Origin of the sequence: Streptomyces sp. NPDC002838, assembly GCF_040295365.1 — a bacterium.
GTDB lineage: Bacteria > Actinomycetota > Actinomycetes > Streptomycetales > Streptomycetaceae > Streptomyces.
Window position 1 is genome coordinate 28,437 of sequence record NZ_JBEOVF010000028.1, and the last position, 23,194, is coordinate 51,630.

Annotated in this window: 14 protein-coding genes and 3 pseudogenes; 13 read left to right on the top strand and 4 right to left on the bottom strand. The window is 69.9% G+C overall.

Annotated features, from left to right (window positions below; all coding sequences use genetic code 11):
• Window positions 1–367 precede the first annotated feature (367 nt).
• The 6 genes from ABT063_RS30415 (at window position 368) to ABT063_RS30440 (ending at window position 10,284) form a co-directional block, all read left to right on the top strand.
• A complete protein-coding gene (locus tag ABT063_RS30415) occupies window positions 368–631 on the top strand; it encodes a helix-turn-helix transcriptional regulator (RefSeq protein WP_076968817.1) in 264 nt (87 codons plus the stop codon).
• A gap of 159 nt (window positions 632–790) precedes the next feature.
• Entirely contained in the window at window positions 791–1,678 is an 888-nt protein-coding gene (locus tag ABT063_RS30420; protein ID WP_351062688.1) for a DUF6083 domain-containing protein, read from the top strand.
• Window positions 1,679–1,790: 112 nt separating this feature from the next.
• Complete coding sequence (locus ABT063_RS30425) at window positions 1,791–2,165, top strand: hypothetical protein (protein WP_351062690.1); 375 nt, start codon at window positions 1,791–1,793, stop codon at window positions 2,163–2,165.
• Window positions 2,166–2,241: 76 nt separating this feature from the next.
• The gene (locus ABT063_RS30430; RefSeq protein WP_351062692.1) at window positions 2,242–3,711 is read left to right on the top strand and encodes a UvrD-helicase domain-containing protein; all 1,470 of its coding nucleotides are present in this window, start codon (window positions 2,242–2,244) and stop codon (window positions 3,709–3,711) included.
• A gap of 99 nt (window positions 3,712–3,810) precedes the next feature.
• Window positions 3,811–7,113: a hypothetical protein gene (locus tag ABT063_RS30435; RefSeq protein ID WP_351062693.1), complete on the top strand. Its 3,303-nt coding sequence runs from the start codon at window positions 3,811–3,813 to the stop codon at window positions 7,111–7,113.
• A 387-nt stretch (window positions 7,114–7,500) separates the two neighbouring features.
• Complete coding sequence (locus ABT063_RS30440) at window positions 7,501–10,284, top strand: NACHT domain-containing protein (protein ID WP_351062695.1); 2,784 nt, start codon at window positions 7,501–7,503, stop codon at window positions 10,282–10,284.
• 345 nt (window positions 10,285–10,629) lie between these two features.
• Here the strand turns inward: ABT063_RS30440 and ABT063_RS30445 are convergent.
• Window positions 10,630–10,962 (bottom strand): annotated as a pseudogene (locus ABT063_RS30445) (metallophosphoesterase family protein); the annotation flags it as partial.
• Between the two features lie 436 nt (window positions 10,963–11,398).
• Here ABT063_RS30445 and ABT063_RS30450 point away from each other — a divergent pair.
• A pseudogene (locus ABT063_RS30450) lies at window positions 11,399–11,893 on the top strand (zinc-binding dehydrogenase); the annotation flags it as partial.
• A 1,369-nt stretch (window positions 11,894–13,262) separates the two neighbouring features.
• Here ABT063_RS30450 and ABT063_RS30455 read toward each other — a convergent pair.
• Window positions 13,263–13,616, bottom strand: a complete 354-nt coding sequence (locus ABT063_RS30455) for an ArsR/SmtB family transcription factor (RefSeq protein WP_351062696.1) — start codon at window positions 13,614–13,616, stop codon at window positions 13,263–13,265.
• A 173-nt stretch (window positions 13,617–13,789) separates the two neighbouring features.
• Here ABT063_RS30455 and ABT063_RS30460 point away from each other — a divergent pair, with 173 nt between their 5' ends.
• Complete coding sequence (locus tag ABT063_RS30460) at window positions 13,790–15,136, top strand: aldehyde dehydrogenase family protein (protein WP_351062698.1); 1,347 nt, start codon at window positions 13,790–13,792, stop codon at window positions 15,134–15,136.
• Window positions 15,137–15,259: 123 nt separating this feature from the next.
• On the opposite strand, the gene ABT063_RS30465 is transcribed toward ABT063_RS30460, so the two are convergent.
• Both ABT063_RS30465 and ABT063_RS30470 read right to left on the bottom strand, forming a co-directional pair.
• Entirely contained in the window at window positions 15,260–15,559 is a 300-nt protein-coding gene (locus ABT063_RS30465) for a group II intron maturase-specific domain-containing protein (RefSeq protein ID WP_351062845.1), read from the bottom strand.
• A 323-nt stretch (window positions 15,560–15,882) separates the two neighbouring features.
• Window positions 15,883–16,506 carry a TetR family transcriptional regulator gene (locus ABT063_RS30470; protein ID WP_351062700.1) on the bottom strand — a complete coding sequence of 208 codons (624 nt, stop codon included), beginning with the start codon at window positions 16,504–16,506 and terminating at the stop codon, window positions 15,883–15,885.
• A gap of 224 nt (window positions 16,507–16,730) precedes the next feature.
• Here ABT063_RS30470 and ABT063_RS30475 point away from each other — a divergent pair.
• The 5 genes and pseudogenes from ABT063_RS30475 (at window position 16,731) to ABT063_RS30495 (ending at window position 23,177) form a co-directional block, all read left to right on the top strand.
• Window positions 16,731–17,819, top strand: a pseudogene (locus tag ABT063_RS30475) (alkene reductase).
• A 150-nt stretch (window positions 17,820–17,969) separates the two neighbouring features.
• Window positions 17,970–18,455, top strand: coding sequence for a (2Fe-2S)-binding protein (locus ABT063_RS30480; RefSeq protein WP_351062702.1), 486 nt, complete (start codon window positions 17,970–17,972; stop codon window positions 18,453–18,455).
• The gene (locus ABT063_RS30485; protein WP_351062704.1) at window positions 18,452–19,447 is read left to right on the top strand and encodes an FAD binding domain-containing protein; all 996 of its coding nucleotides are present in this window, start codon (window positions 18,452–18,454) and stop codon (window positions 19,445–19,447) included. The genes ABT063_RS30480 and ABT063_RS30485 overlap by 4 nt, the downstream gene beginning before the upstream one ends.
• A gap of 175 nt (window positions 19,448–19,622) precedes the next feature.
• Window positions 19,623–21,806, top strand: coding sequence for a xanthine dehydrogenase family protein molybdopterin-binding subunit (locus ABT063_RS30490; protein ID WP_351062706.1), 2,184 nt, complete (start codon window positions 19,623–19,625; stop codon window positions 21,804–21,806).
• Between the two features lie 174 nt (window positions 21,807–21,980).
• Window positions 21,981–23,177 carry an XdhC family protein gene (locus tag ABT063_RS30495; RefSeq protein WP_351062708.1) on the top strand — a complete coding sequence of 399 codons (1,197 nt, stop codon included), beginning with the start codon at window positions 21,981–21,983 and terminating at the stop codon, window positions 23,175–23,177.
• The last annotated feature ends 17 nt before the right edge of the window (window positions 23,178–23,194 follow it).

Genomic DNA, 23,194 nt, shown 5'->3' on the forward strand with positions numbered 1-23,194 from the left:
TGGCAGGTGCGCAGGTGGGGCGGGAGGAGGTCGCCGCGTGCGTGTCGTGCGAGGTGGGCGAGGGCGGCTGAGCGGGCGGAGGCTGCGGTGACCGGTCCACTGCCGTGGGGGCATTGCTGGCATACGAGGACGAGCCCGCTGGGGTGCGAGCGCAGTTCCACGGTCCAGGCGCGTGGCGTCGCCGGGCATGTTGTGCGCAGCCTCATGGGCGCGTGTTCCTCCTGTTGCGTGCGCGCCGGTCCCGTCGGGGCTGGGGCGGCGGCCCACCGTAGTGCAGAGGTCTGCCCTTTCGCTGGCGTCACCACCTGCGAAATTAGGGCAGAGGTCTGCACTGACAGGGCAAGGGTCTGCACCGTCGGATGGACGGGTGACGATCTTGCCGCCCGATCCGGACCTCGACGCGCTGCGGTTGGAACTCGCGCGTCTGCGGGCCGTGCGCGGGTGGACCTATGACGAGCTCGCCGCCCGCAGCGGCCTGGCCAGACGCACCGTCATCGAGATCGAGCAGGGCCGCACCATCGGCACGCTGAAGACCTGGCACGCTCTCGCCCACGCTCTGGGCACCCCGTTCGACGAGCTCTTCGCGACGCTGTGCCGCGGGCACGACCTGCCGGGGCCGAGCGGGGACTGACCCCCGTCCTGGCGGCCATCCCGGATCACCCGAACCGGCGAGACCACCTCGAACGCGTGCCCGTGCGTTCGCACTCCAGTTGCACCATGTGCGGCTGAGCGGGCGATCCGGCCCCACCGCTGCCGCGGATGAGGCGTGTTGGCTGGCAGGTTCACGCGCATGCGCTCCACACCTCCCGCCTCCCGCTACTGGGACCGCAGCCCCGTCCTCGCCCACCGCGCGCGCCGTTCCCTGCAGATCACCCCCGACGGCGCCAGCCGGCTGCTGCGCTGCGGACAGAGCGACCGGTGCCGCGACTGCGGCAACCGGATCGAGTGGTACCACCGCAGCGACCGGCGGCCGGTCCGTCTCCATCCGCAGGAACTGCCGGCCACCCGGGTGCCTGCCGCCTGCCGCTGGCACGTCAGCTCCGGAATCGCCCACCCTGCCGGGGACGGCAGCAGCTGGTGCCGTCTGCCGCACGCCGTCCTCTGTCCCGCCCGCGACACGGCACCGGCTCCCCCTGAACTGGCCGGGCTGCGCCGGTCGCTGGCCGTGCACACCCGCCGCATGATCGACGCCGGGGTCTTCACTCCTCCCCCGGCCTTGACGGACAGCTCTGCGCCCCGGCCGCCCGTCTGCCGCCCGGCCCGGCCCATCGTGCAGCTGTTGTATGTCCGCTACCTCGCCTCCCGGCCGGTGGATGAAATCCAGTGTGTCGCCCAGACCCGGCGCCGCCACCGCTGCACCAGCCCGCTGCTTGCCTCCGGCGCCCCGGCCGGCACCTGGCGACTGGTCCCCGCCACCGCGACGGGCGGCCAACTGGCCCTGCCCGCCGAGGTCATGGCCCTCTACGACCTCACCGGCGTCCCCTACGCCGAGCAACTGCGCTGGCGCGCCCAGCGCTGCCCGCAGCATGCCGCCACGCCCACGGCCGCCGACCTGGCGGTGGCCGGCTGGGAGCCCTTCGACCCGCTGCTCCACCACGAACACATCCACACCCGCCTGCCCACCCCCGTCCGACGCCCCAGGACTGCAGGCAGTGCACGGCAGGCGGCCCGGCCGTGATGCCGCACCACGCCATCGAGATCGCCCTGACCAGGCCTGTCACTCCCGGCGAACTCCGGCATGCACACTGCGGCGTGTCCCTGGCCGCGCGAGTGCGGACCGCACCAGGCTGATGGCGGTCCATGGCGCGCGCAGTCCCGCCAGTGCCCTGCATGCGCTGCGGCGCTGGCTGGGCACGCGCCTGCCGATCGACGTCCTGACCGCGCACTACCCCGACCGGCACGGCCAGGTCCTGCTCAATGTCGCCCTGGACCACACCGCGGACAGGGCTCTGCGCCAGGCTGCGGCAGTCCTGGGGCAACGCCCCCAGGACCTGCTGCGGCGGCGGGTGACCGCGGCCCTTGCCCGGGAGAAGCAGGAACGCGCCCGGCGCCTGGAGGTTCGGCTCGAGAGTCTGCTCGCCGAGCAGACCCCCGAAGACGTCCTGGCCTGTGTGGCCTGCCTCCTGCACCGCCACCAGCACCATCCCACTCGCACAGCGCCATGACTCCTTCTCCTGCGCCGCTGCCGACGCGGCGGCTGCAGGCCCCCCTGGTCCTCTTCAATCTTTCGCGGAGCCCTTGTTGCACACGCCCACCGACGAACAGGCCCACGCCGTCGACGCCTTCCGGGCCGGTCACCATCTCGTCCTGCAGGCCGGCGCCGGGACGGGCAAGACCAGCACGCTCAGCCTGCTGGCCGCCAGCACCCTCAGCCGTGGCCGCTACCTCGCCTTCAACAAGGACATCGCGCGCGATGCCACCACCCGCTTCCCCCGCACGGTGGTGTGCAAGACCGCCCACGCCACGGCCTACGCCGCCGTCGGCCACCGCTATGCGAGCCGGCTCAACAGCCCCCGCCAGCCGGCCTGGAAGACCGGCCGGGCACTCGGCATCACCCGCCCGGTCCGCATCGGCGATCACGAAATCAGCCCCCGGACGCTCTCCCACACCGTGCTGCGCACCGTGACCCGCTACTGCTACTCCGCCGACCGCACCCTGACCCGCCACCACGTACCGCACCTGCGCGGCCTGTCCACCTCCGGCGAGCACGCCCAACTCGCCCACGAGGTCCTGCCGTTCGCCCTCAAGGCCTGGGCCGACCTGCACAGCCCTGACCGCGGTGCGGTCCGCTTCGAACACGACCACTACCTGAAAATGTGGGCCCTGACCAAGCCGAGACTCGAAGCCGACTTCCTCTTCCTCGACGAAGCCCAGGACACCAACCCCGTCCTTGAGGAGGTCTTCAACGCCCAGCGCAGCCACGCCCAGCTCGTCATGGTCGGCGACTCCGCCCAGGCCATCTACGGCTGGCGCGGCGCCCAGGACGTGATGACCGGCTTCGACGCCACGGCTCTCACCCTGACCCGCTCCTTCCGCTTCGGCCCGCTGATCGCCGAAGAGGCCAACCGGTGGCTCACTCTGGCCGACGCCCCCATCCGCCTGACCGGCACGGAGACCATCCCCACCGAAGTCGGCGATCTCGACTGCCCCGATGCGGTGCTGTGCCGCACCAACATCGGCGCCATGGCCGAAGTCATGCGACTGCTGTCGGCCGGCCACCATGTCGCCCTCACCCGGGGAAAGCAGCAGTTGGCCGCACTGGCTCTCGCCGCCCGCGACCTCAAAGGCGGCCGCCGCACCTCACACCCCGAACTCGTCCTCTTCAACTCCTGGGGCGAACTACAGGACTACGCCGCACACGACCCCGCCGGCCGCGACGTCCAACCCTTCGCCGACCTCATCGACACCCACGGCCCCGACGCCATCCTCGCCGCCGTCGACCAGCTCACCGACGAACAGCAGGCCGACGTGACCGTCTCCACGGCCCACACCGCCAAAGGCCGCGAATGGCCCACCGTCAAAATCGGCGACGACTTCCCCCCGCCCAAGGACACCGACCAACACGACGCCCAAGGCCGCCCCGTTCCGGAACCCGTCAACGACACCGACGCCCGCCTCGCCTACGTCGCCGTCACCCGTGCCCGCCACCAACTCGACCTCGGCGGCCTTTCGTGGATCAACACCCACCCCACCGCGCTCAGCGTGGCGTGACCGGCGACGACATCACTCGGCGGGGTCCGAGGGCTGCTCCATTCCGCCCGCCCGGATGCGAGGCCGTTGCCGTGGTCGCAGGGCCGCTACGGTGACAGGGTGACTGTCGCGAACGACTCCCCGGGCGGCGACGCCGGCCAGACCGGCTTCGCTGTCTCTGCTGAACTGTCCACGGCGTTGACTGCTCAAGGGCCCCACGGTGAGCGGGCGTTGAACCTCCTGCGGGATGCGGCGGCGGTCCTGTCCGATCCCGGCCGGTGGCACGCACCGTACGAGGTCTCGCAGTCCTGCTGCCGGGGAGCGATCGACAGCATCCTCAACCTGGCGCCGAGGGACATCGAGGGCATCGAGGCAGCGAGGGGCGCGGTCACGGATACCGCCAAGTCCACCGTCGAGGCATGGCGCGCCCACGACCAGGTCTCGGAAGGGCTGTTGGACGAGCTCGCTGCCGCGGTAGATGCGCTGCGGGCAGAGGAGGCCAATCCGGGTGGGCGGCGCATCCGCCAGATCGGGCACCTGGTGCAGGAACTGACGCGCCAGGAGATGGGCCTGGCCGAGGTGGAGGCCGTGCGCAACTCCTGGACCCGTTTCTATCGGGACACTTCTGGTGTCCTGCACGGTTCGGGTGCCACACCGGAGGAGTCCCGCGAGCGGTTCGAGGGGGTGGTGGCCTCCTTCGAGCAGCTCTTCCTGGGGCTGCCCGAGCGTGCCGAACGGTTGCGGCAGCTGGCGCTCAGTGAGCAGCCCTCGCCGGAGGATGCCGCTGAGATCGCGTCGATGTCGGATCCGCGCGCCGGCGGCTACTTCTTCCGCGCGGCGGTGAGCCGGCGCTGGCTTGGCCTGCTGCCGCTGGACCGGCTGCTGCCGGAGGCTTCTCGCTGGCCGGCCCTGCCCTATCTGCGGCGGCTGCTGGATGCCGAGGCACCACAGGTGTGCGCGTGGGTGCAGCAGCATCTCGCCGCGATCGAGGCGCGTGGTGGCGGCGCGACCGGTATGGCGGTGAGCCTGGTAGCCCAGGCGGGCATGACGGCGTGTGCGCTGCTGCAGCAGATCGCAAGGACGCACGAGGACCGCCATGTGCTGCTGCGCATCAGTTACTGGGCCCGGGACGTCCCGATGTCCGACCGTAGCGGGCAGTGGGTCCGCGTCGTCGAAGAGGTGCTGCGCACATCGTCCTTCGGCACCGACGAGTCCTGGGAGGCGGCGCAGCTGGCGCATGCCCTGGTGCAGACGGCCCACCCGGAGGGACAACTGCGCCCGGCTGGGGACCGGTTGGGGGTGATCACCCGGTCTGTGCTGGCGTCTGTGCTCGCCGCGCCTCTGGCGGAGGTCGATGCGTGGCAGACCAGCCTGGTCAACGACCTGCGGGAGATTTCCCTCGCTGATCCGCCGCGCGACGTGCTGTTCACACTGATGCGTGCCGTGCTCGACCTGGCCCGGCAGGACGCACGGCTGGGCGTCCCGCTGTCCGAGCGGTGGCGGGTGCTGGACAACAAATTGCCGGCCGGCGCCGCGGCCGACCGGCTGCGCGCGGTCGTCCTTATGGAGAGCTACGACGACGACCGGGCCGATGCGGAGTCGTCCGCCACCTGGTGGGAACAGGCCCTGCCGCTGGCGGGTCGGCTGGCGGCTGCTGGATCCCCGCGCGCGGATGTCGCGGACTTCCTTGCCCTGCTCGAGGACGCCTGCCCGGACGAGCACCGTGGCGGTTTGCACGAGGTGCTGGTCCAGAGTCTGGGGGAGGCACCGTCCGCTCAGGAGGTCTCCGCCTGGAGGGAGGCTTACGAGACGGCGTCCGAGCCGCTGCCGAATGCCTGGGACACCGTCTGGGCACTGTCTTCGGTCCTGGCCCCGCAGGTACTTGAGCCGTGGCGGCCGCTGCTGGAGATGCTCACCGCTTTGACGGGGCGGGCCGCACCGGCGCGTCCCGTTCCGCGCTTTCAGGTCACGTCGTGGGTCGAGAGCCACGGCGGGCTGTCTGCGGACGTGTTCGCTGCCCGGGCGGCAGAGGATGGGCCCGCCGCCGCGGTCGGCCAGCTGGTCGCCGCGCCCGTCAAGCGCACCGACGTCGACGCCGAGGGTGCTCGCGCCGGTCTGATCAGTGACCTCGTGGCCCAGGATCCGCCACTGTGGGCCCGCGACCCGGACGGTGTGGCGGCGGCTGCGGCCAGCGCCCCGACCGTGCTGGCCGCCTACTTCAACTCCCTGCACCGGGTCGCCCGTGAAGGAAAACTCGCAGACGGCGAGCTCGCTCCGATCGCCCTGGCCGCCTTCGCCGCCCGCCCGGCAGCCGGGCAAGACGGCCCGGGCACGGAGCAGTTGCAGCGGGTGATCTGCAACCTGCTGCACCGGGCGTGGGAGAGCGCTCTGCTGCTGGACACCGCATCAGGGGAGGAAGCCAGCGCCGTCGCGTGGATGGAGGGCCTGGTCACCGACTGGACGCAGCCTCGCGCCGACACCCGGCAGCCGCTGCTGACGGCCATCGACCAGCCGGGCGGGGCAGGGCTGCTGTCGCTGATCGCCCGGGCGGTCAAGCAAGCTCACCGCACCGGCCAGACCCTGGCCGACCCGGTCCGCACGCTACTGACCCGGCTGCTGGAGGACGAGCCCGACGACCAGGCCCTGGCGGTGATCGGCTTCTGCCTCGGCCAACTGACGCATGTCGACGCGGCATGGGCCGAGGAGCACGCCGACCGGCTCTACTCCCTTGACGCCCCGTGGCGACCGGCCGCGACCTGGCTGCGGCACGGGCGCCCGCACACCGGCGTCCTGGCACGCCTGGACCGCACGGCCCTGTTGCAAACGGCGGCCGGCCCGGACGGCATCCCCGCCATCGACAAGATCATCCTGGCGTTCCTCAACGGCTCCGAGGCCCTGGGCCCGGCCACCGTACTGCTGACAGAACTCGCCGCGCAGGACGGCGGCCCCCAGGCCGTGTCCGAGGTGCTGTGCCGCATCGCCGGAGCCCTGATCCAATGCGAAGAAACAAGCCCGTGGCCCGAACGCGCCGCGGCGCTGTGGCGCAGTGCCCTTGATGCGCAGCTGGAGCCCGCTGCTCTCACCGGGGCGGGGCGGTTTGCCTATGCCGACCGTCTCGACGACCGCACCTGGCTGGAGTTGACCGCCCTTACCGTGGCCCTGCAGCCGGCGCTGGAGGCGCCCTACCAGGTCGCTGAACGCGCAGGCCGGCACCCCGACTCCGCTGATGCCCTGCGTATTGCCGCAGCGCTGCTCGGCACCCAAGTGGACCTGTTCCACCAGCGGGAGATTGAGGGGCATGCGGCCCGGCTCTTCGCCCAGAGCACGGCGGACGGCACATCCGAACATGAACAGCTGCGGATCGCACTGATCAATGCCGGCGCGATCGAAGCGGCCTACAAGGACCCCCCGACCGGTCCGTGACGGCCCTGGCACGGGCGGGTTGTGTATCCGACCCTGTTCCTGTGGCCGCTCCCGGCTACGGTGCGAGGCATGAAGTCACGAATCGTGCAGATCGTCCGGTGGAGCAGGCCGCAGCCGCAGCGCGCTGACCATGTATGCAGTGCCCATGGCACGAGGTCCTGCTCGCGGGACCTCGTCGCCGATGTCTTCCTCCGCGACGCGGGCAGTCCTCGTATCCACTGGACTGTGTGCCAGCAGTGGCTCGATCATGAGCCCGACGTCGCTGCCCACGAAGCCAGCCGGGAGGGCCACGGCCCAGATCCTGACCGGATCAGCCTGAGGTAAAGCCGGATGCAGCGCGGCGCGTTCTGTCTGCGCGGGTGGCGGCGGGCCCGTCACACTGTGCACATGGGTTCCGACGTCCCGTCTGCCGGCCGTGTTCCCCGCCGGCATGCCACTCCCACGGAGAGCACCTTCAAGGAGCTGTATGCCACCGCACTGACCTGTGGTTGCCCCGACTGCGGGGAGCCGCTGTACCGGGAGAACCCGGCCACCGGCCAGCGCGTCCTCAACAGCCAGGTCGCGCACATCCATGCCCGCAGCGAAGGCGGACCTCGGTGGGATCCCGAGATGAGCGAGGAAGACAACCGCAGCTTCAACAACCTCATCCCGCTGTGCGGACGGCATGCCTTCGAGATCGACGCCACGCCGGAGCACTATCCGGCGGATCGCCTGCGCACCTGGAAAAGGAAGCAGATCCAGACGCACTCCCAGGCTGTGGCTCGGACTCTGAGCGACACCGAAGCAGCCGAGGTCGCCGCCGCGTCCTTCGGCACGGACGACCTCCTGGAGCGGCTGACGGCTCTGCTGCCGTTCTCGGCACGCTCACGCTCACGCGCCGAGGCGCTGGCCCTGGCATCGAACAGCAGCCGTGCCCGCACCGTCGTCCGCCTGCGCGCTACCCCCGCCGACCGAGTAGAGGCAGCGCTGGAGTGGAGGACAGAGCAAGCCGATCCGGTGGTAGAGGTGCCTGCGGGCGCGCTGCGTGTCCTGGTAGCCCCCATGGGGGCCGGCAAGAGCGAGGAGGCGGAACGCTGGTGGAGCGAGGGACTGACCCAGGCCTGGACGGATCCGCAGGTCGAAATCCCTGTGTGGCTGGAGGCACGGGAGGTCGCAGCCACGCTGGCCGGGACCGTGCAGGAGGCACTGGGAGCCGATCCGGCGCGCGACTGCCGGATCGTCCTGGACAACCTCGACGCGGTGAGCCCGAAAAGGGCCGACCAACTCCTCACCGACGCGCGCCGACTCGTGGCAACCTGGCCCCAGGTACACATCCTGGCGACCACCCGCCCGGGCGCGGGCAACGTGGATGCGGCAGAACGCCTCGACGTGCCGGCATGGCCGGTACAGCGGGGCTGGGACCTGCTGCACACCGTGCTGAACGAGGACTACGTGCCCGGCTTGGACACGCACGAGATGCAGCAGCTGCTGACCAGTCCCCTGCAAGTCCACGCCCTCGCCAGCCGTCTGCGAGCCGGCGGCGACACGCAGGTCTCCACGCGTGAACTGCTGTCAGGACTGGCCCGCGCCATCCTCCAGCGCGAACACCCCGAAGCCTCACCGGAGGTATGGGCAAGCCTGCCCCGACTCGCCGCCAGCATCCTGGACCAGCAAAGCCCTGTGTCAGCGAGCGCTTTCGCCCGCCAGCACGTGATCTGGGAACTGGAAGCGACCGGGCTCGTCGTCCACGACGACGGACTGCTGCGCTTTGCTCTCCCCCTGTTCGAGCAGCACTTCGCCGCGCAGGCCCTGCAAGACGAGGAGGCACAGCTCGAAACCGCTGCGGGAGCCGAACACTTCCCGCGCTGGCGATACGCGATCGCGTTCGCCGTGGAGACCGCGACAAGTGGCCGCGCGGAGGAGTTCCTGCGCCGCCTGGCCTGCACCAACCCGGCAGCCGCATCCTGGGTCCTTGACGAGACCACATCTGATCACGACACCGGCCCGCTGCCGCCGGCTTCCACGAACGGACCGGCGGGCGGATCGGCCGGAGCCTGCGACGAAGACCCCGAGCCGGCTCTCGCGATAGGGGGCCGGCTGCGTGAGGCGACGCTCTCGTGGCTTGAAGGGCTGGGCGAGCTGGGGAAGTTGTTGGCGCCGCATGATCAGGGCGCGCTCGCGCCGTGGGGTGTACTCATGGATCAGGAGGACAGGTGGATGACCGTCGCGCAGGCCCGTGAGGGAGTCCTGGACACCGATCTCGTCGTCCGGCCAGACATCCACCCCTGGCAGTCCTTCCCCATGGCGCAATTCCATGACCGCCAAAGCTTCCCCGTCTCCGACGCACCCCTGACTCGCTGGGTATGGTCCCGCAACCGGCTGCGTGAGCCGTTGGCACGCCGGGTGAAGAACCGCACCCTCCCGGTCGACGCCGCCTCTCCCCTGGCGGCCGAACGGGCATGGTTCCTCGCTCAGCAGATCATGGGGAAGGGGCGGCCCGGCAGACTCGGCCGGGAGATCTCCTTGGAGGACCTCCGGCCGGAGGTGGATGCGCTGATGGCGCATGTCGAGACAACGCGATGGTCGCGGTGGCAGTGGGGCAGATACACCGTGGACTCCGCCGACGTCCGCTGGCTCCACGCCCAGTTGCAGCACCTGCCTGAGGACAAGCTCACCGATCCGCGCCCGCCCGCCGACCGCCCAGGGGAAGGCCGCTACCTCTGGCAGACCTACTCCCCCGAACTGACCCGATCCATCACCCAGGACGTCGTACGCGACGCCCTCGCCGGCTACCGCGACCTGGTGCAGCACAACTTTCCCGGGTTCGGGGCCGCGCTCGGCCTGTACAGCATCTTCCCGGTCCGCGCCGACGGCCTAGTGATCATGCCGGAGCCAGGTAACACCAAGGCCTACAGCGCCAACGTTGCCTACACCCTGCGCACCAATGCCGGATCTCGTATGCAGGATGCGCCAGCAGTGGAGTTCGACCTCGCCGAGGAGCCGAACATCCCCAGCTCCCTGTGGAGCAGTCTGCAAGAGGACCACGCCTCGGTGTTCCATCGCCCAGCAGTGCATCACGAGGAGTTGTCGACGGGGCTGGAACGTCAGGCCACCAACCTCGCCTACAGCTGGCTAGCCCGGGACCTGAAGGCGGTTGGCTGGCTGGAACACGCAGTGACCTTCCCGGAGTGACCGCACAGGCGGCCTGCCCAGCCGACGAAGACATCGAAGCCCGTCGCGAACCGGCCTGGCCGTGCGACCTCCTCGGCATACCCCTGGGCCGCCGACCACCACACCATCCGCGCGCACAAGTGACAGGCCCGCGGGGACAGATGGCCTCTCCCGATCTGACGCCTCTGACCAGCGCAAACTCGCCACCCGCTATAGCAGTCTGCACAAGAATGACATGGCCGTTCGTCACTCATGTCAGCACCAGATGAGCACCATCCGTCAGCGCCAACCGCCAGGTCACCGGGCCCATACCACTGACGCTCAAATGACGATTCTCAACTGACACTCCCCTACAGACTTGCAGGCGGCGTCGGCGGGATCGGTGCGCAGGTGGACGCCGGCTTTGGCGTAGAGGCCGGAGCCGGTGCCGAGGCGGTGGGCCGAGTCGTGGTTCCCGCTGATCATGACGGTGGGGATGCCGAGGTCGGCGAGCTGGTGCAGAGCCCGGTCGAACAGGCGTACCGCGTCCAGGCTTGGGATGGCACGGTCGTAGATGTCGCCCGCGATCAGCAGGGCGTCCACCTTCTGGGTGCGGGCGGTGGCGCAGATGTGGTCTAGGACCGTGCGCTGGTGGTCGATCAGATCTTCCCCGTGGAACCGGCGGCCGAGATGCCAGTCCGAGGTGTGCAGGAACCTCATGGGCACAGACCGTAACCAGTGTGGTGGGAGCTACTGGCGGTTTTACCGATAAACGGTCTTGTTTCAGAGGCTTGGGGGCACATGAGGGAAAGGTTTCTTCGTCTGCGCTGCCGGGTGGCGGAGCCGGACGCGGCTGGCGGGGTGATTGTCAGTGGCAGGAGGCAAGATAAGCAGTGGGGGAAGGAGGATGTGATGTCGTTATCGCGTTCTGCCAGGACCGAGCACACTGTGGCGCCCGGGGGCTGCCGGTGGTGCGGAATCGAAGCCCGCGCTCACGCGCGGCAATGGACTGCGGAGGCCGGATGGCACGCCTGGGCGGCGCCGACCGACGAGCAGCGCAAGGAGCGCATGCTGCAGCGGCGAACGCAGCAGCGGGTCAGCAGGCGAGGGCCTGCACCTCGGTGAAGATGTCCCGTAGCTGCTGGGGGACCTCTTCGGGGGTGGTGAGCATGGACACCAGTGCGTAGAGCATGTCGGCCTTGCCGTTGGGGCTGCTCTCCTCGGCCTGCTGTTTGATCATGTAGACGACGGCCTGAAGCTGGGCGCCGACCACTGCTACGCGACCAGCGACCCGAAAACGTTCGAAGAACTCGCTGGCTCCTTCGACCTCATCGTCTCCACCGTGTCGGCGCCGCTGGACTTGGGCGCCTACCTCAGCCTGCTGAAGACGGGCGGCGCCCTGGTGAACGTGGGCGTCCCGGAGGAGCCCGTCTCCTTCCACCCGTTCTCCCTCATCGGCGGCAACAAGATCCTCGCCGGATCGATGATCGGCGGCATCCCCGAGACCCAGGAGATGCTGGACTTCTGTGCCGAGCACGGGATCGGCGCGGAGATCGAGGGGATCGCCGCCTCCGAGATCAACGAGGCGTACGAGCGGGTGCTGGCGAGCGATGGGCGGTACCGGTTCGTGATCGACAACGTGACCATCTGAGACCCGTCGCACGCACGAGGGCCGCGGCGGATCATCCGCCGGGGCCCTCGACTGTCGGGCCGGCTCGCACGCGGACGAGCGCTCTTGAACCAGGGCTGGCAGATGGGACGCGGGTGCGTCAGAGCTGACGCAAGCGGGGTCGGGATCCCTCCGTGTGGGAGGAATCCCGACCTTGATTGAGCTGTGGGTGCTGTCGGGGTCAGACGGTGCGGTCGGCCGCCCGTACCCGCTCGGTTGCTTGGAGCGCGATGCACAGTTCGGCGGCCGGAACGGGGCGGCCAGGCGCTGTGAATATCCGCTTGTCGGGCGTGGACGCATCGGCGAGGTAGAGGCGGGTGTAGGCGGTGGCGTCCGGCTCGAAGCGCCAGCTCTGTGTGAGCGGGCCGGCGTCGAGGGTGTCGAAGCCCAGTCGGTCGATCAGCGTCGCCGCGTCGGCTTTCGCGCCGGCGTCGTCACCGGCGATCGGCAGCGCGGTGCGGTCGGCGGCCCCCGGGTGCAGTGCGAGCCGTGCCCACAGTCGAGGGCCCCGGCGGAAGATGTCCGCCGGGGCCCTCGCTCACCGAGCGCCGTCCAGGTGAGTGTCTGGGACACCGAGCAGAAGATGCCCGTGATCCATGCGGCGGATCCGTGGCGTGTCGGGCAACACGGCTTGGAGGTCGTCATGGCCATCAGCCCGCGCTTCGAGGTCCACCGCGAGCCGGTGGGGCAAACGCGTTGTCGCCGCGGCAGTGATGGTCGACGACGCGTGAGAACACGGCCCTGTTCTCCCGAAGCTGCCGGTGACAAGTAGCTGTCTGTAGCGGATCCAGGTGGGCTTGTCAGCTGACCCCAATAATCACACGCTGAGTGCTGGCTCGCCGTCGGGGACGGCCAGGGCTCAGCCGGCCACGGCAGCGAGGACGTCGCACAGCCCTTCGCTGAGAGGAGTGAGCCGGTATCCGACCCGCGAGTGAGCTCCGGGCAGGCAGTGGGGCTGGCGATTGTCGCCGCCCCGCTCAGCTCGCCATCCTCGAAAGCACCGCGCCACCTGCTGCGGGAACTGCCGCTGCGCACGGCGAAGGCCATCGAGATCCAGGCTTTCGGGCCGATGGAGTCAATCCGGTCCGATCCGCATTTGCGTATAGGCGGTCAGTGACCAGTCTGTGCAAGTGGTACGGCGGGGTGGGTGGCTTATCGCCTTGCTGGGGCACGGGCTACTGCCACTCGGCGGGTGCACGTCGGGCGGGAGGCCGGCCTCGCCCGGCTCGGCCGTGACCTGGTCGACGTTGTGCCCGGGGTGTCGTTCGACGTGATCGAAGCCGGCCGCAAGCCGGACACCTGGCTGCGGCGGGTCCGGTTCGTCGCGGCCGCGGAGGGGTGCCCCGGAGCGTCAGGCGCTCTCGGCGTTCACGTAGGGCTCCACGCGGCCGGCGCTCTCCTTGAGGACGAGGTCGAGCAGTCCGGGGAACCGCTGTTCCAGATCTTCCTTGCGCAGAGTGTTGATGCGGCGGGTGCCCACGTCGTGCTGCCGGATGAGGCCGGCCTCGCGCAGGACGCGGAAGTGGCGGGTGAGTACGGACGCGGTGACGTCCTGCGTGAAGCCGCTGCAGGCCAGACCGGGGGAGGCGGCGAGGGTGACGACGATGGTGAGCCGGGTCTCGTCGGTCAGTGCGCTCATGATCTTGAAGAGGTCGAGGTCGTCCGTGTCGGGGTGGACGAGGGGTGACGAGGTGCGGCTGGCCATGAGGGAAGGATACCGCCCGGACCTATGTTCGCGTCAGCGCGTACATAGGTTACAGTGAAGGCACGGATTGACCCTTCATCATCCGTCATCCACCGGGTTGCCCATCACCGGTACCACGGCATGCCACCAACGCCTTTGACGGCGCGGCCTGCATCAAGAACGGAGCACACCCCATGACCGCAACACAGGGGACCGAGTCGAGGACGCACCAGAGCGAAACGGCCGCGGAGGTGGTCGGCCGCCTTCGTGCGACCTTCAACACCGGCGTCACCCGCGGACTGGACTGGCGCGTCAACCAGTTGCAGCGGCTGCGGGCACTGCTGGTCGAGAACGAGCAGGAGCTGATCGAAGCGCTCTGGGCGGATCTGAGGAAGAACGCCACCGAGGCGAAGGTGCAGGAGATCGACTTCACCGTCGCCGACATCGACGAGACGCTGGCGAATCTCGAGAACTGGCTTCAGCCTCGCCCCGTGGAGGTTCCTGCCCACTTCGGTCCCACGACAATGGCCTACACCACGTACGACCCGCTCGGGGTCGTTCTGGTGATTGCTCCGTGGAATTTCCCGCTGCACCTTCTCATCGACCCCATCATCGGCGCCCTGGCCGCCGGGAACACCGTGGTGGCCAAGCCGAGCGAGATCTCGGTGCACACATCGGCGGTCGCTTCACGCCTCCTGCGACAGTACTTCGACGCCGACGTGCTCACCGTCGTCGAGGGGGGAGCCGAGGAGACCACGGCCCTCCTGGAACAACGCTTCGACCACATCTTCTACACCGGCAACGGCACGGTCGGCCGGATCGTCATGGCCGCGGCAGCCAAGAACCTCACCCCGGTCACGCTCGAACTCGGAGGCAAGTCACCGGTCTTCGTGGCCCCCGACGCCGACGTGGACGAGACCGCGAAGCGGCTGGTCGGCGCCAAGTTCGGCAACGCGGGGCAGCAGTGCATAGCCCCCGACTACGTCCTGGCCGATCCGGCCACCGCCGCCGCACTGGTTCCCGCCCTCCGCGCGGCGGTCGAAGCCCAGTTCGGCACCACCCCGCAGACCGCAGCCGACTTCGGCCGGATCATCAACGAGCGGCATTTCGACCGGCTCACCCGTCTGCTGGATTCCGGCCGGGCGGCGGTGGGAGGCCAGCACGACCGCGACGACCTGTTCATCGCACCGACCGTGCTCACCGATGTCGACCCCGCATCGCCGGTCATGCAGGAGGAGATCTTCGGTCCGATCCTCGCCGTCGTCGAAGTCGCCGACCTCGATGCCGCCATCGCCTTCATCAACGAACGCGACAAGCCCCTCGCGCTCTACGCCTTCACCACGTCCGAGGCCACCAAGTCGCGCCTCCTGAACGAGACTTCCTCCGGCGGCGTCGCCTGGGGCCAGCCGGTGATGCAACTGCTCATGCCGGGACTGCCTTTCGGCGGCGTCGGCGAAAGCGGCATGGGCCGGTACCACGGCCGGTACTCCCTGGAGGCGTTCAGCCACCTCAAGGCTGTCGCGGACGTGCCGCTCAGCTAGCTCGCGCTTTCCTGAAGCAGGCTGGCCCACCTGGTGATCGACCAAGCAGAAAGTGCCTCCGCCGAGAAGCCGGGAGGGATCTCACCTCCCGGCTCTCACAGAACCGTGCGTAAGAGCCGCCCTTTACACGGCTCTTGTCGTTCTGATCATCAAGTCGATACGGCCCCCGGGGGTCAGGCGCCAGTGGGCGAACATGCGGGGGTATCGCTGGGCGATCTCCTGCATCTTCGCGATGGCCTTCCGCTTGGCCGCGAGCCGTTTGTACGTCTGGCGGATCCAGCGCACCAGATAGGCGCTGATGCGCATCGAGAAGGGGATCAGCTCCCACGGCCTGAAGCGGCTGTAATAGTTGAGCCAGCCCGCCACCACAGGGCTGATCCTGCGGGCGAGCTCGTGGAAGGACAGCCCCGAGCGGGTGCGCAGGTGCCAGGACCGGTTCCCGCCCCATCTTCTTCAGGGCGCCCTTGCTGACCGCCGGGCCGAACGCGAGAAAAAGGTTCCCGTGCCGACTCAGGTTCTTCCGGGCGCGGAACGTGTACCCGAGGAAGGTGAACGTCGTCTACTCATGAGAGCCGCGGCGCCTGCCGTCCTTGCAGTAGATGATCGGGGTCTTGTCCGGGTGCAGTTGCCCGGCGCCCCTCCCCCACGGCCCCGCCCCCAGGCGCCGTGCCACTCGGCGCGGAACAGGGCGTGGCTCGCCGTCCCGGTCGGCGACCGGGCGCCGGGCGCCGGCCTCGGGCGGGCGGTTACTCCGTCAGCGCGCCCATTGCCCGATCGAGCAGGACAGCGAGGGGAACAGCACCCTCGCAGGCCACCCACCCTCTCGCGGCCGCGTCCAGGCAGGCGAGGGCGGCTGCGACCAGCGCGGTCGGCCTGGGATCCTCCGGCCGGCCAGGACTGGCTTCCAGTCGCCTGGCGATCTCCGGCATCATCTGTTCCCGCCACTTCAACTGCTTCTCGAAGTGCCGGGCGCGCAGGGACGGCGTCTCCTGCAGCATGCGCAGAAAGCTGAGCGTCTGCTCGGGTACTTCCTCGTTCACCTGCACCAGCACGTCGAACGCCCGGCGCAGCGCCACCCAGGGCCGCTCCTCGTCGGGGCGGGCGGCGAGCGCTTCCGCGACGTGCTGGCCATTGCCCTCCAGACCGACCAGCACGATGTCTTCCTTTGTCCCGAAGTACCGGAACAGGCTGGCGCGCGACAGTCCCGCTTCGGCGGCGATCTGGTCGACCGTCGTCCGGTCGAAGCCCTGAACGGTGAAGAGCCGGAGCGCTACTTCGGTCACTTCCGCGCGAACCGTTGCCCGCATGCGTTCACGCAAACCGGGCGGCTTCGGCGGGGTGTGGTTGGCGGTGCTTGCGGAGTCGGTCATACGAGAAATATACAGCCACGACTCAACTTGAGACTCAGTCTCAAAAACTGCGACCCGCCGCCTGGGCGGCCGTAACCGGACAGAGACTCATCTTGATACTTAGTATCAGACGGATATAGAGTCTCCCAATGGAGGTTTCATTTCGAACGGAGTGTTGCGAACCGACACCCCGCCGGGCTGCCGCCTGCCTCTTTCACCCGACCCACTCTTTGAAGAAAGCTGCTATGACCACCGCATTCGACCCGATCGACCTGAGCGGCAAGACGCTCGCCAACCGCATCGCGATGGCGCCGATGACCCGCAGCCGCGCCGACGCTCCCGCCGCCACGGCGACGGAGCTGACGGCCGCCTATTACGCCCAGCGTGCGAGCGCCGGCCTGATCATCACCGAGGGCATCCAGCCGTCGGTGGGCGGTCAGGGCTACACCAACACCCCCGGCCTGCACTCCGCCCAGCAGGTCGACGCCTGGCGGAAGGTGACCGACGCCGTCCACGCCCAGGGCGGCACGATCTTCGCGCAGCTCATGCACACCGGCCGGATCAGCCACCCCAGCCTGCTGGACGACCAACTCACCCCCGTCGCCCCCTCGCCCGTCGCGGCGGCGGGCCAGGTGTTCACCCACCAGGGCCCCCAGGACTACGTCACGCCGAAGGAACTGGACCAGGACGACATCACCCAGACGATCGCCGACTACGCCGACGCCGCGCGCAACGCGATCGCCGCCGGTTTCGACGGCGTGGAGATCCACGGGGCGAACGGCTACCTGATCCACCAGTTCCTCGCCCCCAACACCAATCTGCGCACCGACAGCTAGGGAGGCGGCGCCGCGGACCGGGCCCGCTTCGGTATCGAGGTCGCCACGGCCGTCGCGGAGGCGATCGGCGGCCACCGGACCGGCTTCCGCATCTCCCCCGGCAACCCCTACAACGACATCGCCGAGACCGACCCGGCGGACGTGCTGGAGACCTACACCACCCTGATCGCCGCTCTCGGCCGGCTGGACCTCGCCTACCTGCACCTGGTCGAGAACCCGGACCGCGACCTGACCGCCCGGCTGCGCAAGGACTGGCCGACGGCGTTCATCCTCAACCCCTTCACCCACCCCGAGCCCACCGGCCCCGGCGCTCTCGCCCACATCGAGGACGGCACCGCGGACATCATCGCCTTCGGCGCGCTGTTCCTGGCCAACCCCGACCTGCCCGCCCGCCTCGCAGCCGGCGGCCCCTACAACACCCCCGATCCGGCCACCTTCTACGGCGGCGACCACACCGGCTACACCGACTACCCGACGCTGCCCGCCGGCAGCACGTGACCTGACAAGACGTCACCACCCGCGAGCGGGGCAAGGCAAGACGCGGCGTTTCAGGCCGCAGGCCACCGGAGTGCCTCTGGTCCTGACCTATGTGCCTGATGGCGCCCCCTCAAGAGAACGAGCCCACGGGCGAACCGGAGGAATGACACGGTGGAGATCGAGCTGCGGATCAACGGATCCACCCAACGGCTGGACGTCTCACCACAGGTGAGCCTGCTCGACGCGCTGCGCGAGCACCTGGGCCTGACCGGCACCAAGAAGGGCTGCGACCAGGGCGCGTGCGGCGCCTGCACGGTGCTCGCCGACGGCCGGCGGATCAACGCCTGCCTCGCGCTGGCGGTGCAGTACCAGGGCCGCGAGATAACGACCATCGAAGGGGTCGACCACCCGTTGCAGGCGGCATTCGTGCGTGCGGACGGATTCCAGTGCGGCTACTGCACGCCGGGCCAGATCTGTTCGGCGATCGGCATGCTCGCCGAGCACAAGGACGGCGCGCCCAGCGCGGCGACCGAGCACCTCGCCGCCACCGGCGGCGAGCTGGACGACGAGGAGATCCGGGAGCGGATGAGCGGCAACCTGTGCCGCTGCGGCGCCTACAACGGCATCGTCTCGGCGATCAAGGAGGTCGCGAAGTGAAGTCGTTCTCCTACGTCAGCGCACCGGACATCGGCACGGCGCTGCGCACGATCGCGGACAGCGAAGACGTGAAGTTCCTCGCGGGCGGAACGAACCTCGTCGACCTCATGCGTGAGGGTATCGAACAGCCTTCGACGGTCGTGGACATCACCCGCCTGCCGCTGACCGGGATCGAGGAGCTGGCAGGCGGCGGGATCCGCGCCGGCGCGCTGGTGAGCAACAGCCGGCTCGCCGCGGACCCCCTCATCCGGACCCGCTACCCGGTGCTGGCGCAGGCGATCCTGCACGGGGCGTCCGCCCAGCTGCGGAACATGGCGACCGCGGGCGGCAACCTGCTGCAGCGCACCCGCTGCATGTACTTCTACGACGAGAGCGCCGCGTGCAACAAACGTGCACCCGGCACTGGTTGCGACGCGATGGGCGGGTTCTGTCGCGGCGGCGCGGTCCTGGGGGCGAGCGAGCACTGCATCGCGACCCACCCCTCGGACATGGCGGTGGCGCTGGCGATGCTCGACGCGGTCATCGAGGTGGAGAGCGTGCGCGGCATCCGGCACATCCCGGTCGCCGAGTTCCACCGCCTGCCCGGCGACACACCGCACATCGAGACGGTGCTGGCCGCCGACGAGATGATCACGGCCATCGAACTGCCACCGGTCGCGGTCGCGGCGAACTCGCGCTACCGCAAGGTGCGCGACCGTGCCTCCTACGCGTTCGCCCTCGTCTCCGTCGCCGCCGCGCTGGCCCTCGAGGACGGGGTGGTCAGCGAGGTCCGGCTCGCGCTGGGCGGGGTCGGCACCAAACCATGGCGCGCCAGCGAAGCCGAACGGGTGCTGCTCGGCCGGCCGGCGACCGAGGAGGCCTTCCGGCGGGCGGCGGAAGCCGAACTCGCCGCCGCGGAAGGCGGACCGCAGAACACGTTCAAGATCGAACTCGCGCAGCACACGATCGTGGCGACCCTGCGGCAGCTGCTGTCCGAGGGGAGCGCCGCCTGATGCCACGTTCAAGCGGGGTCAGTGCGACAGCCATTCCCGCCCGGCTCACGCGACTTGCGCGTCACGAGCGGCTGAGACGTACACAAGAGCCAGTCAGTGTAAGAACCATCCCTACCCGGTGCGCGCGACTCCTGCGCAGCGAGCGACTGGGCCGTACGGAAGAAGGCGGGGCGGCATGACCACGATCGGACAACCGCTCGACCGCGTCGACGGCGGCCTCAAGACGACCGGTGCGGCCAAGTTCGCCGCCGAGCACTCCTATCCCGGCCTCACGCACGCCGTGCTCGTGCACGCCACCATCAGCCGCGGCCGGATCACCGCCCTGCACACCGACGAGGCGAGTGCGGTGCCGGGCGTGGTCGCCGTCCTCACCCACCTCAACGCGCCCCCCATGAAACCGGCGCCCAAGCCCGGAACGTTCAACTTCAGCGGGACGTTTTCCGGTACCTCGGTGAACTATCTGCAGAGCGACGAGGTGCACTGGGAGGGGCAGCCCATCGCGGTGGTCGTCGCGGAGACCTCCGCCGCCGCCCGCCAGGCCGCCGCGCTGGTGCGCGCCGAGTACACGGTGACGAAGTCCGTGGTGGACTTCGCGGGGTCCGAGGACGACGCACGGCCGCAACCGAACAACTCGTTCCTGCCCCGGGGGGCCAAGAGGGGCGACGCGGAGGCCGCGCTCGCCACCGCACCGGTGTCGCTGGACCTGCGCTACACCACCCCGCCGCAGAACCACAACGCGCTGGAACTGCACGCCACCACGGCCGTCTGGGACGGCGACCGGCTCACCGTCCACGACGCGACGCAGACCATCGACTGGTTCCGCACCCACCTCGCGCTGCGGTTCTCCGTGCCCATGACGAACGTGCGGGTGCTGGCACCGTTCGTCGGCGGCGCCTTCGGCGGCAAGTCCGCGATCTGGCCCGGTACCATCCTCGCCGCGCTGGCCGCACGGGCGACCAGCAGGCCCGTGCGGCTGGTGCTCTCCCGGGAGGCGGTCTACCGCACAGTGGGCGGGCGCACCCCCTCCATCCAGCGGGTCGCGCTGGGAGCCGACCGCGACGGCAGGCTGACCTCGCTGATACATACCAGCGTCACCCGCACCGGCCGGATCGGCGGTCCTTTCGAGCAGGTCACCTCCGCGTCGCAGCATCTCTACGCCGCCGAGAACATCCTCGCGCGGCACGACCTCGTGCGGCTCGACCTGCTGTCGAACACCTTCATGCGGGCGCCGGGCGAGGCGATCGGCACCTTCGCGCTGGAGTCCGCGATCGACGAACTGGCCTGTGAGCTCGGTATGGACCCGATCGAGCTGCGTATGCGCAACGAGACCGCGGTCGACCCGATCGACGGCAAGAAGAAGTTCTCGCACCGCAAGCTGCGCGAGCTGTACACGCTGGGCGCGCAGCGGTTCGGCTGGCACGAGCGCAACCCGGAGCCGCGGTCGACGCGCGAGGGCCGGTGGCTGGTCGGGACGGGCGTGGCAACGGCCTATCACCCGGCGTTGTCGATGCCGGTCAACGTCACGGTCCGCCTGTCGGCCGACGGCAGCGTGCTGGTGCGCTGCGCCTTCCACGAGATGGGCATGGGCGCGGCCACGGCCCAGGCCCAGATCACGGCCGACGCGCTCGGCGTGCCGTTCGACGCCGTCCGCGTGGAGTACGGCGATTCCACGCTGCCGATGGGCCCTGCCGCCGCTGGATCCGTCCAGACCGCGAGCATCGCGGCCAGCGTGATGCAGGCGTGCGAGGAACTGAAGCAGAAACTGAAGGCCATGGCCCGCAAGACGGGCGGGGGCAGCAACGAGGAGATTCTCCGGCGCGCGAAGGTGCCGCACATCGAGGCCGTCGTCGGATCGGAGACCCGGCTCGGCCGCATCGCCGGGCGCGCGCGGTTCCTCCCCGGCTTCCTGATCGGGGCCCAGCGGTGGATCAAGGCCGCCTCCGGTGCGCAGTTCTGCGAGGTGAAGGTCGATGCCGAGACCGGCGAGACACGGGTGTCGAGGTGGGTCGGCGTGTTCGACATCGGCAGGGTGATCAACGCGAAGACAGCGGCCAGCCAGCTGCGCGGCGGCATCGTGATGGGCCTGGGCCTGGCGCTGGCGGAGGAGACACTCGTCGACCCGCGCACCGGACGGATCATGAACCCCAGCCTGTCCGAGTACCACGTCCCCGTGCACGCCGACATCCCCCCGATCGACGTGTCCTTCCTGGACGACCCGGACCCGATCACGCCACTGGGCATCCTCGGCGCCGGCGAGGTGGGCATCACGGGTGTCGGTGCCGCCGTGGCGAACGCCGTCTACCACGCGACCGGCAAACGGGTGCGGGACCTGCCGATCACGCTGGACAAGCTGCTCTGAGACGACGGCAGTTACGGGCCGTCGTCACGTCTGCCCTTCGAGGGCCGCATGCGTGACGACGGCCCGAGCCGCCTCATGGCAGATCGGCGAGTTGGAGCGGGGTGAGGACGGCGCCTGGGTGTCTGCCCTCGTCCATCACCCCGCGCCGTCCGACCACGACAAGAGAGAAACCCCATGCTGGACATCGCGGAAGAGCTCAGCCGGTGGCTCGATGAGGGGCGGGACTTCGCCGTCGCCACGGTCGTGGCCGTCAGCGGCAGCGCGCCGCGCGGGCCGGGCGCCGCGCTCGCCGTCGACGCCGACGGCACCGCCATCGGATCGGTGTCCGGCGGCTGTGTCGAAGGCGCGGTCTACGACCTGTGCGCCCAGGCGCTCCAGGACGGCCAGGCGGTGCGCGAGCGGTTCGGATACAGCGACGAGGACGCCTTCGCCGTCGGGCTGACCTGCGGCGGCGTCCTCGACATCCTGGTCACGCCGGTGCCCGCCGGCGGGCCCGACACGAAGGCGATCCAGACGGCGCTCTCGGCCGCCGCCCGGCGCGAGGCAGCGGCCCTCGCCCGCGTGGTGAGAGGCCCGGCACAACTCCTCGGGCGTGCGCTGGCGGTCCACCCGAGCGAAGCGAGAGGGGGGCCTCCCCGGACGGAGTCTGGGGGAGGATCGTACGAAGGCGAACTCGGCGGACATCCCGACCTGGACCGCGCTGTCGCCGACGAAACCCGCGCCCTGCTCGACGCCGGCCACACGGGGACCTTCGACATCGCGCGGGACGGATCCCACTGCGAGCCGGACCTGACCCTGTTCGTCGAGTCGAGCGTGCCGCCGCCCCGCATGCTCGTCTTCGGCGCCATCGACTTCGCCGCGGCCCTGGTACGCGTCGGCAAGTTCCTCGGCTACCACGTCACGGTGTGCGACGCCCGACCCGTCTTCGCCACCCGGACCCGCTTTCCCGAGGCCGACGACATCGTGGCCGACTGGCCGCACCGCTACCTGCGCCGCACCCGGACCGACAGCCGCACGGTGGTGTGCGTGCTCACCCACGACGCCAAGTTCGACATACCCCTGCTGGAAGCGGCCCTGCGGCTGCCGGTCGCCTACGTCGGCGCGATGGGCTCGCGCCGCACCCACGCCGACCGCGACCGCAGACTCCGCGAGAGGGGCCTCACCGAAGCCGAACTGACCCGGCTCCACTCACCCATCGGCCTCGACCTCGGCGCCCGCACGCCCGAGGAGACCGCCCTGTCCATCGCCGCCGAGATCGTCGCCGCCCGGCGGGGCGGAACAGGCCTGCCGCTGAGCGGTTCGCACACACCGATCCACCATGACACCGAGGGGTGCCGGTCCGGGGCCGCATCGCGGGTCGGGAGCTTCTGAACGCCGGCTGAAGAGAC

Excerpts from the sequence above, each read along its gene's own strand:
- ABT063_RS30425 (WP_351062690.1), top strand. The coding sequence starts at position 1,791 with ATGGCGGTCCATGGCGCGCGCAGTCCCGCCAGTGCCCTGCATGCGCTG.
- ABT063_RS30420 (WP_351062688.1), top strand. The coding sequence starts at position 791 with ATGCGCTCCACACCTCCCGCCTCCCGCTACTGGGACCGCAGCCCCGTC.
- ABT063_RS30470 (WP_351062700.1), bottom strand. The coding sequence starts at position 16,506 with ATGACCGACTCCGCAAGCACCGCCAACCACACCCCGCCGAAGCCGCCC.
- ABT063_RS30440 (WP_351062695.1), top strand. The coding sequence starts at position 7,501 with ATGGGTTCCGACGTCCCGTCTGCCGGCCGTGTTCCCCGCCGGCATGCC.
- ABT063_RS30460 (WP_351062698.1), top strand. The coding sequence starts at position 13,790 with ATGACCGCAACACAGGGGACCGAGTCGAGGACGCACCAGAGCGAAACG.
- ABT063_RS30495 (WP_351062708.1), top strand. The coding sequence starts at position 21,981 with ATGCTGGACATCGCGGAAGAGCTCAGCCGGTGGCTCGATGAGGGGCGG.
- ABT063_RS30490 (WP_351062706.1), top strand. The coding sequence starts at position 19,623 with ATGACCACGATCGGACAACCGCTCGACCGCGTCGACGGCGGCCTCAAG.
- ABT063_RS30455 (WP_351062696.1), bottom strand. The coding sequence starts at position 13,616 with ATGGCCAGCCGCACCTCGTCACCCCTCGTCCACCCCGACACGGACGAC.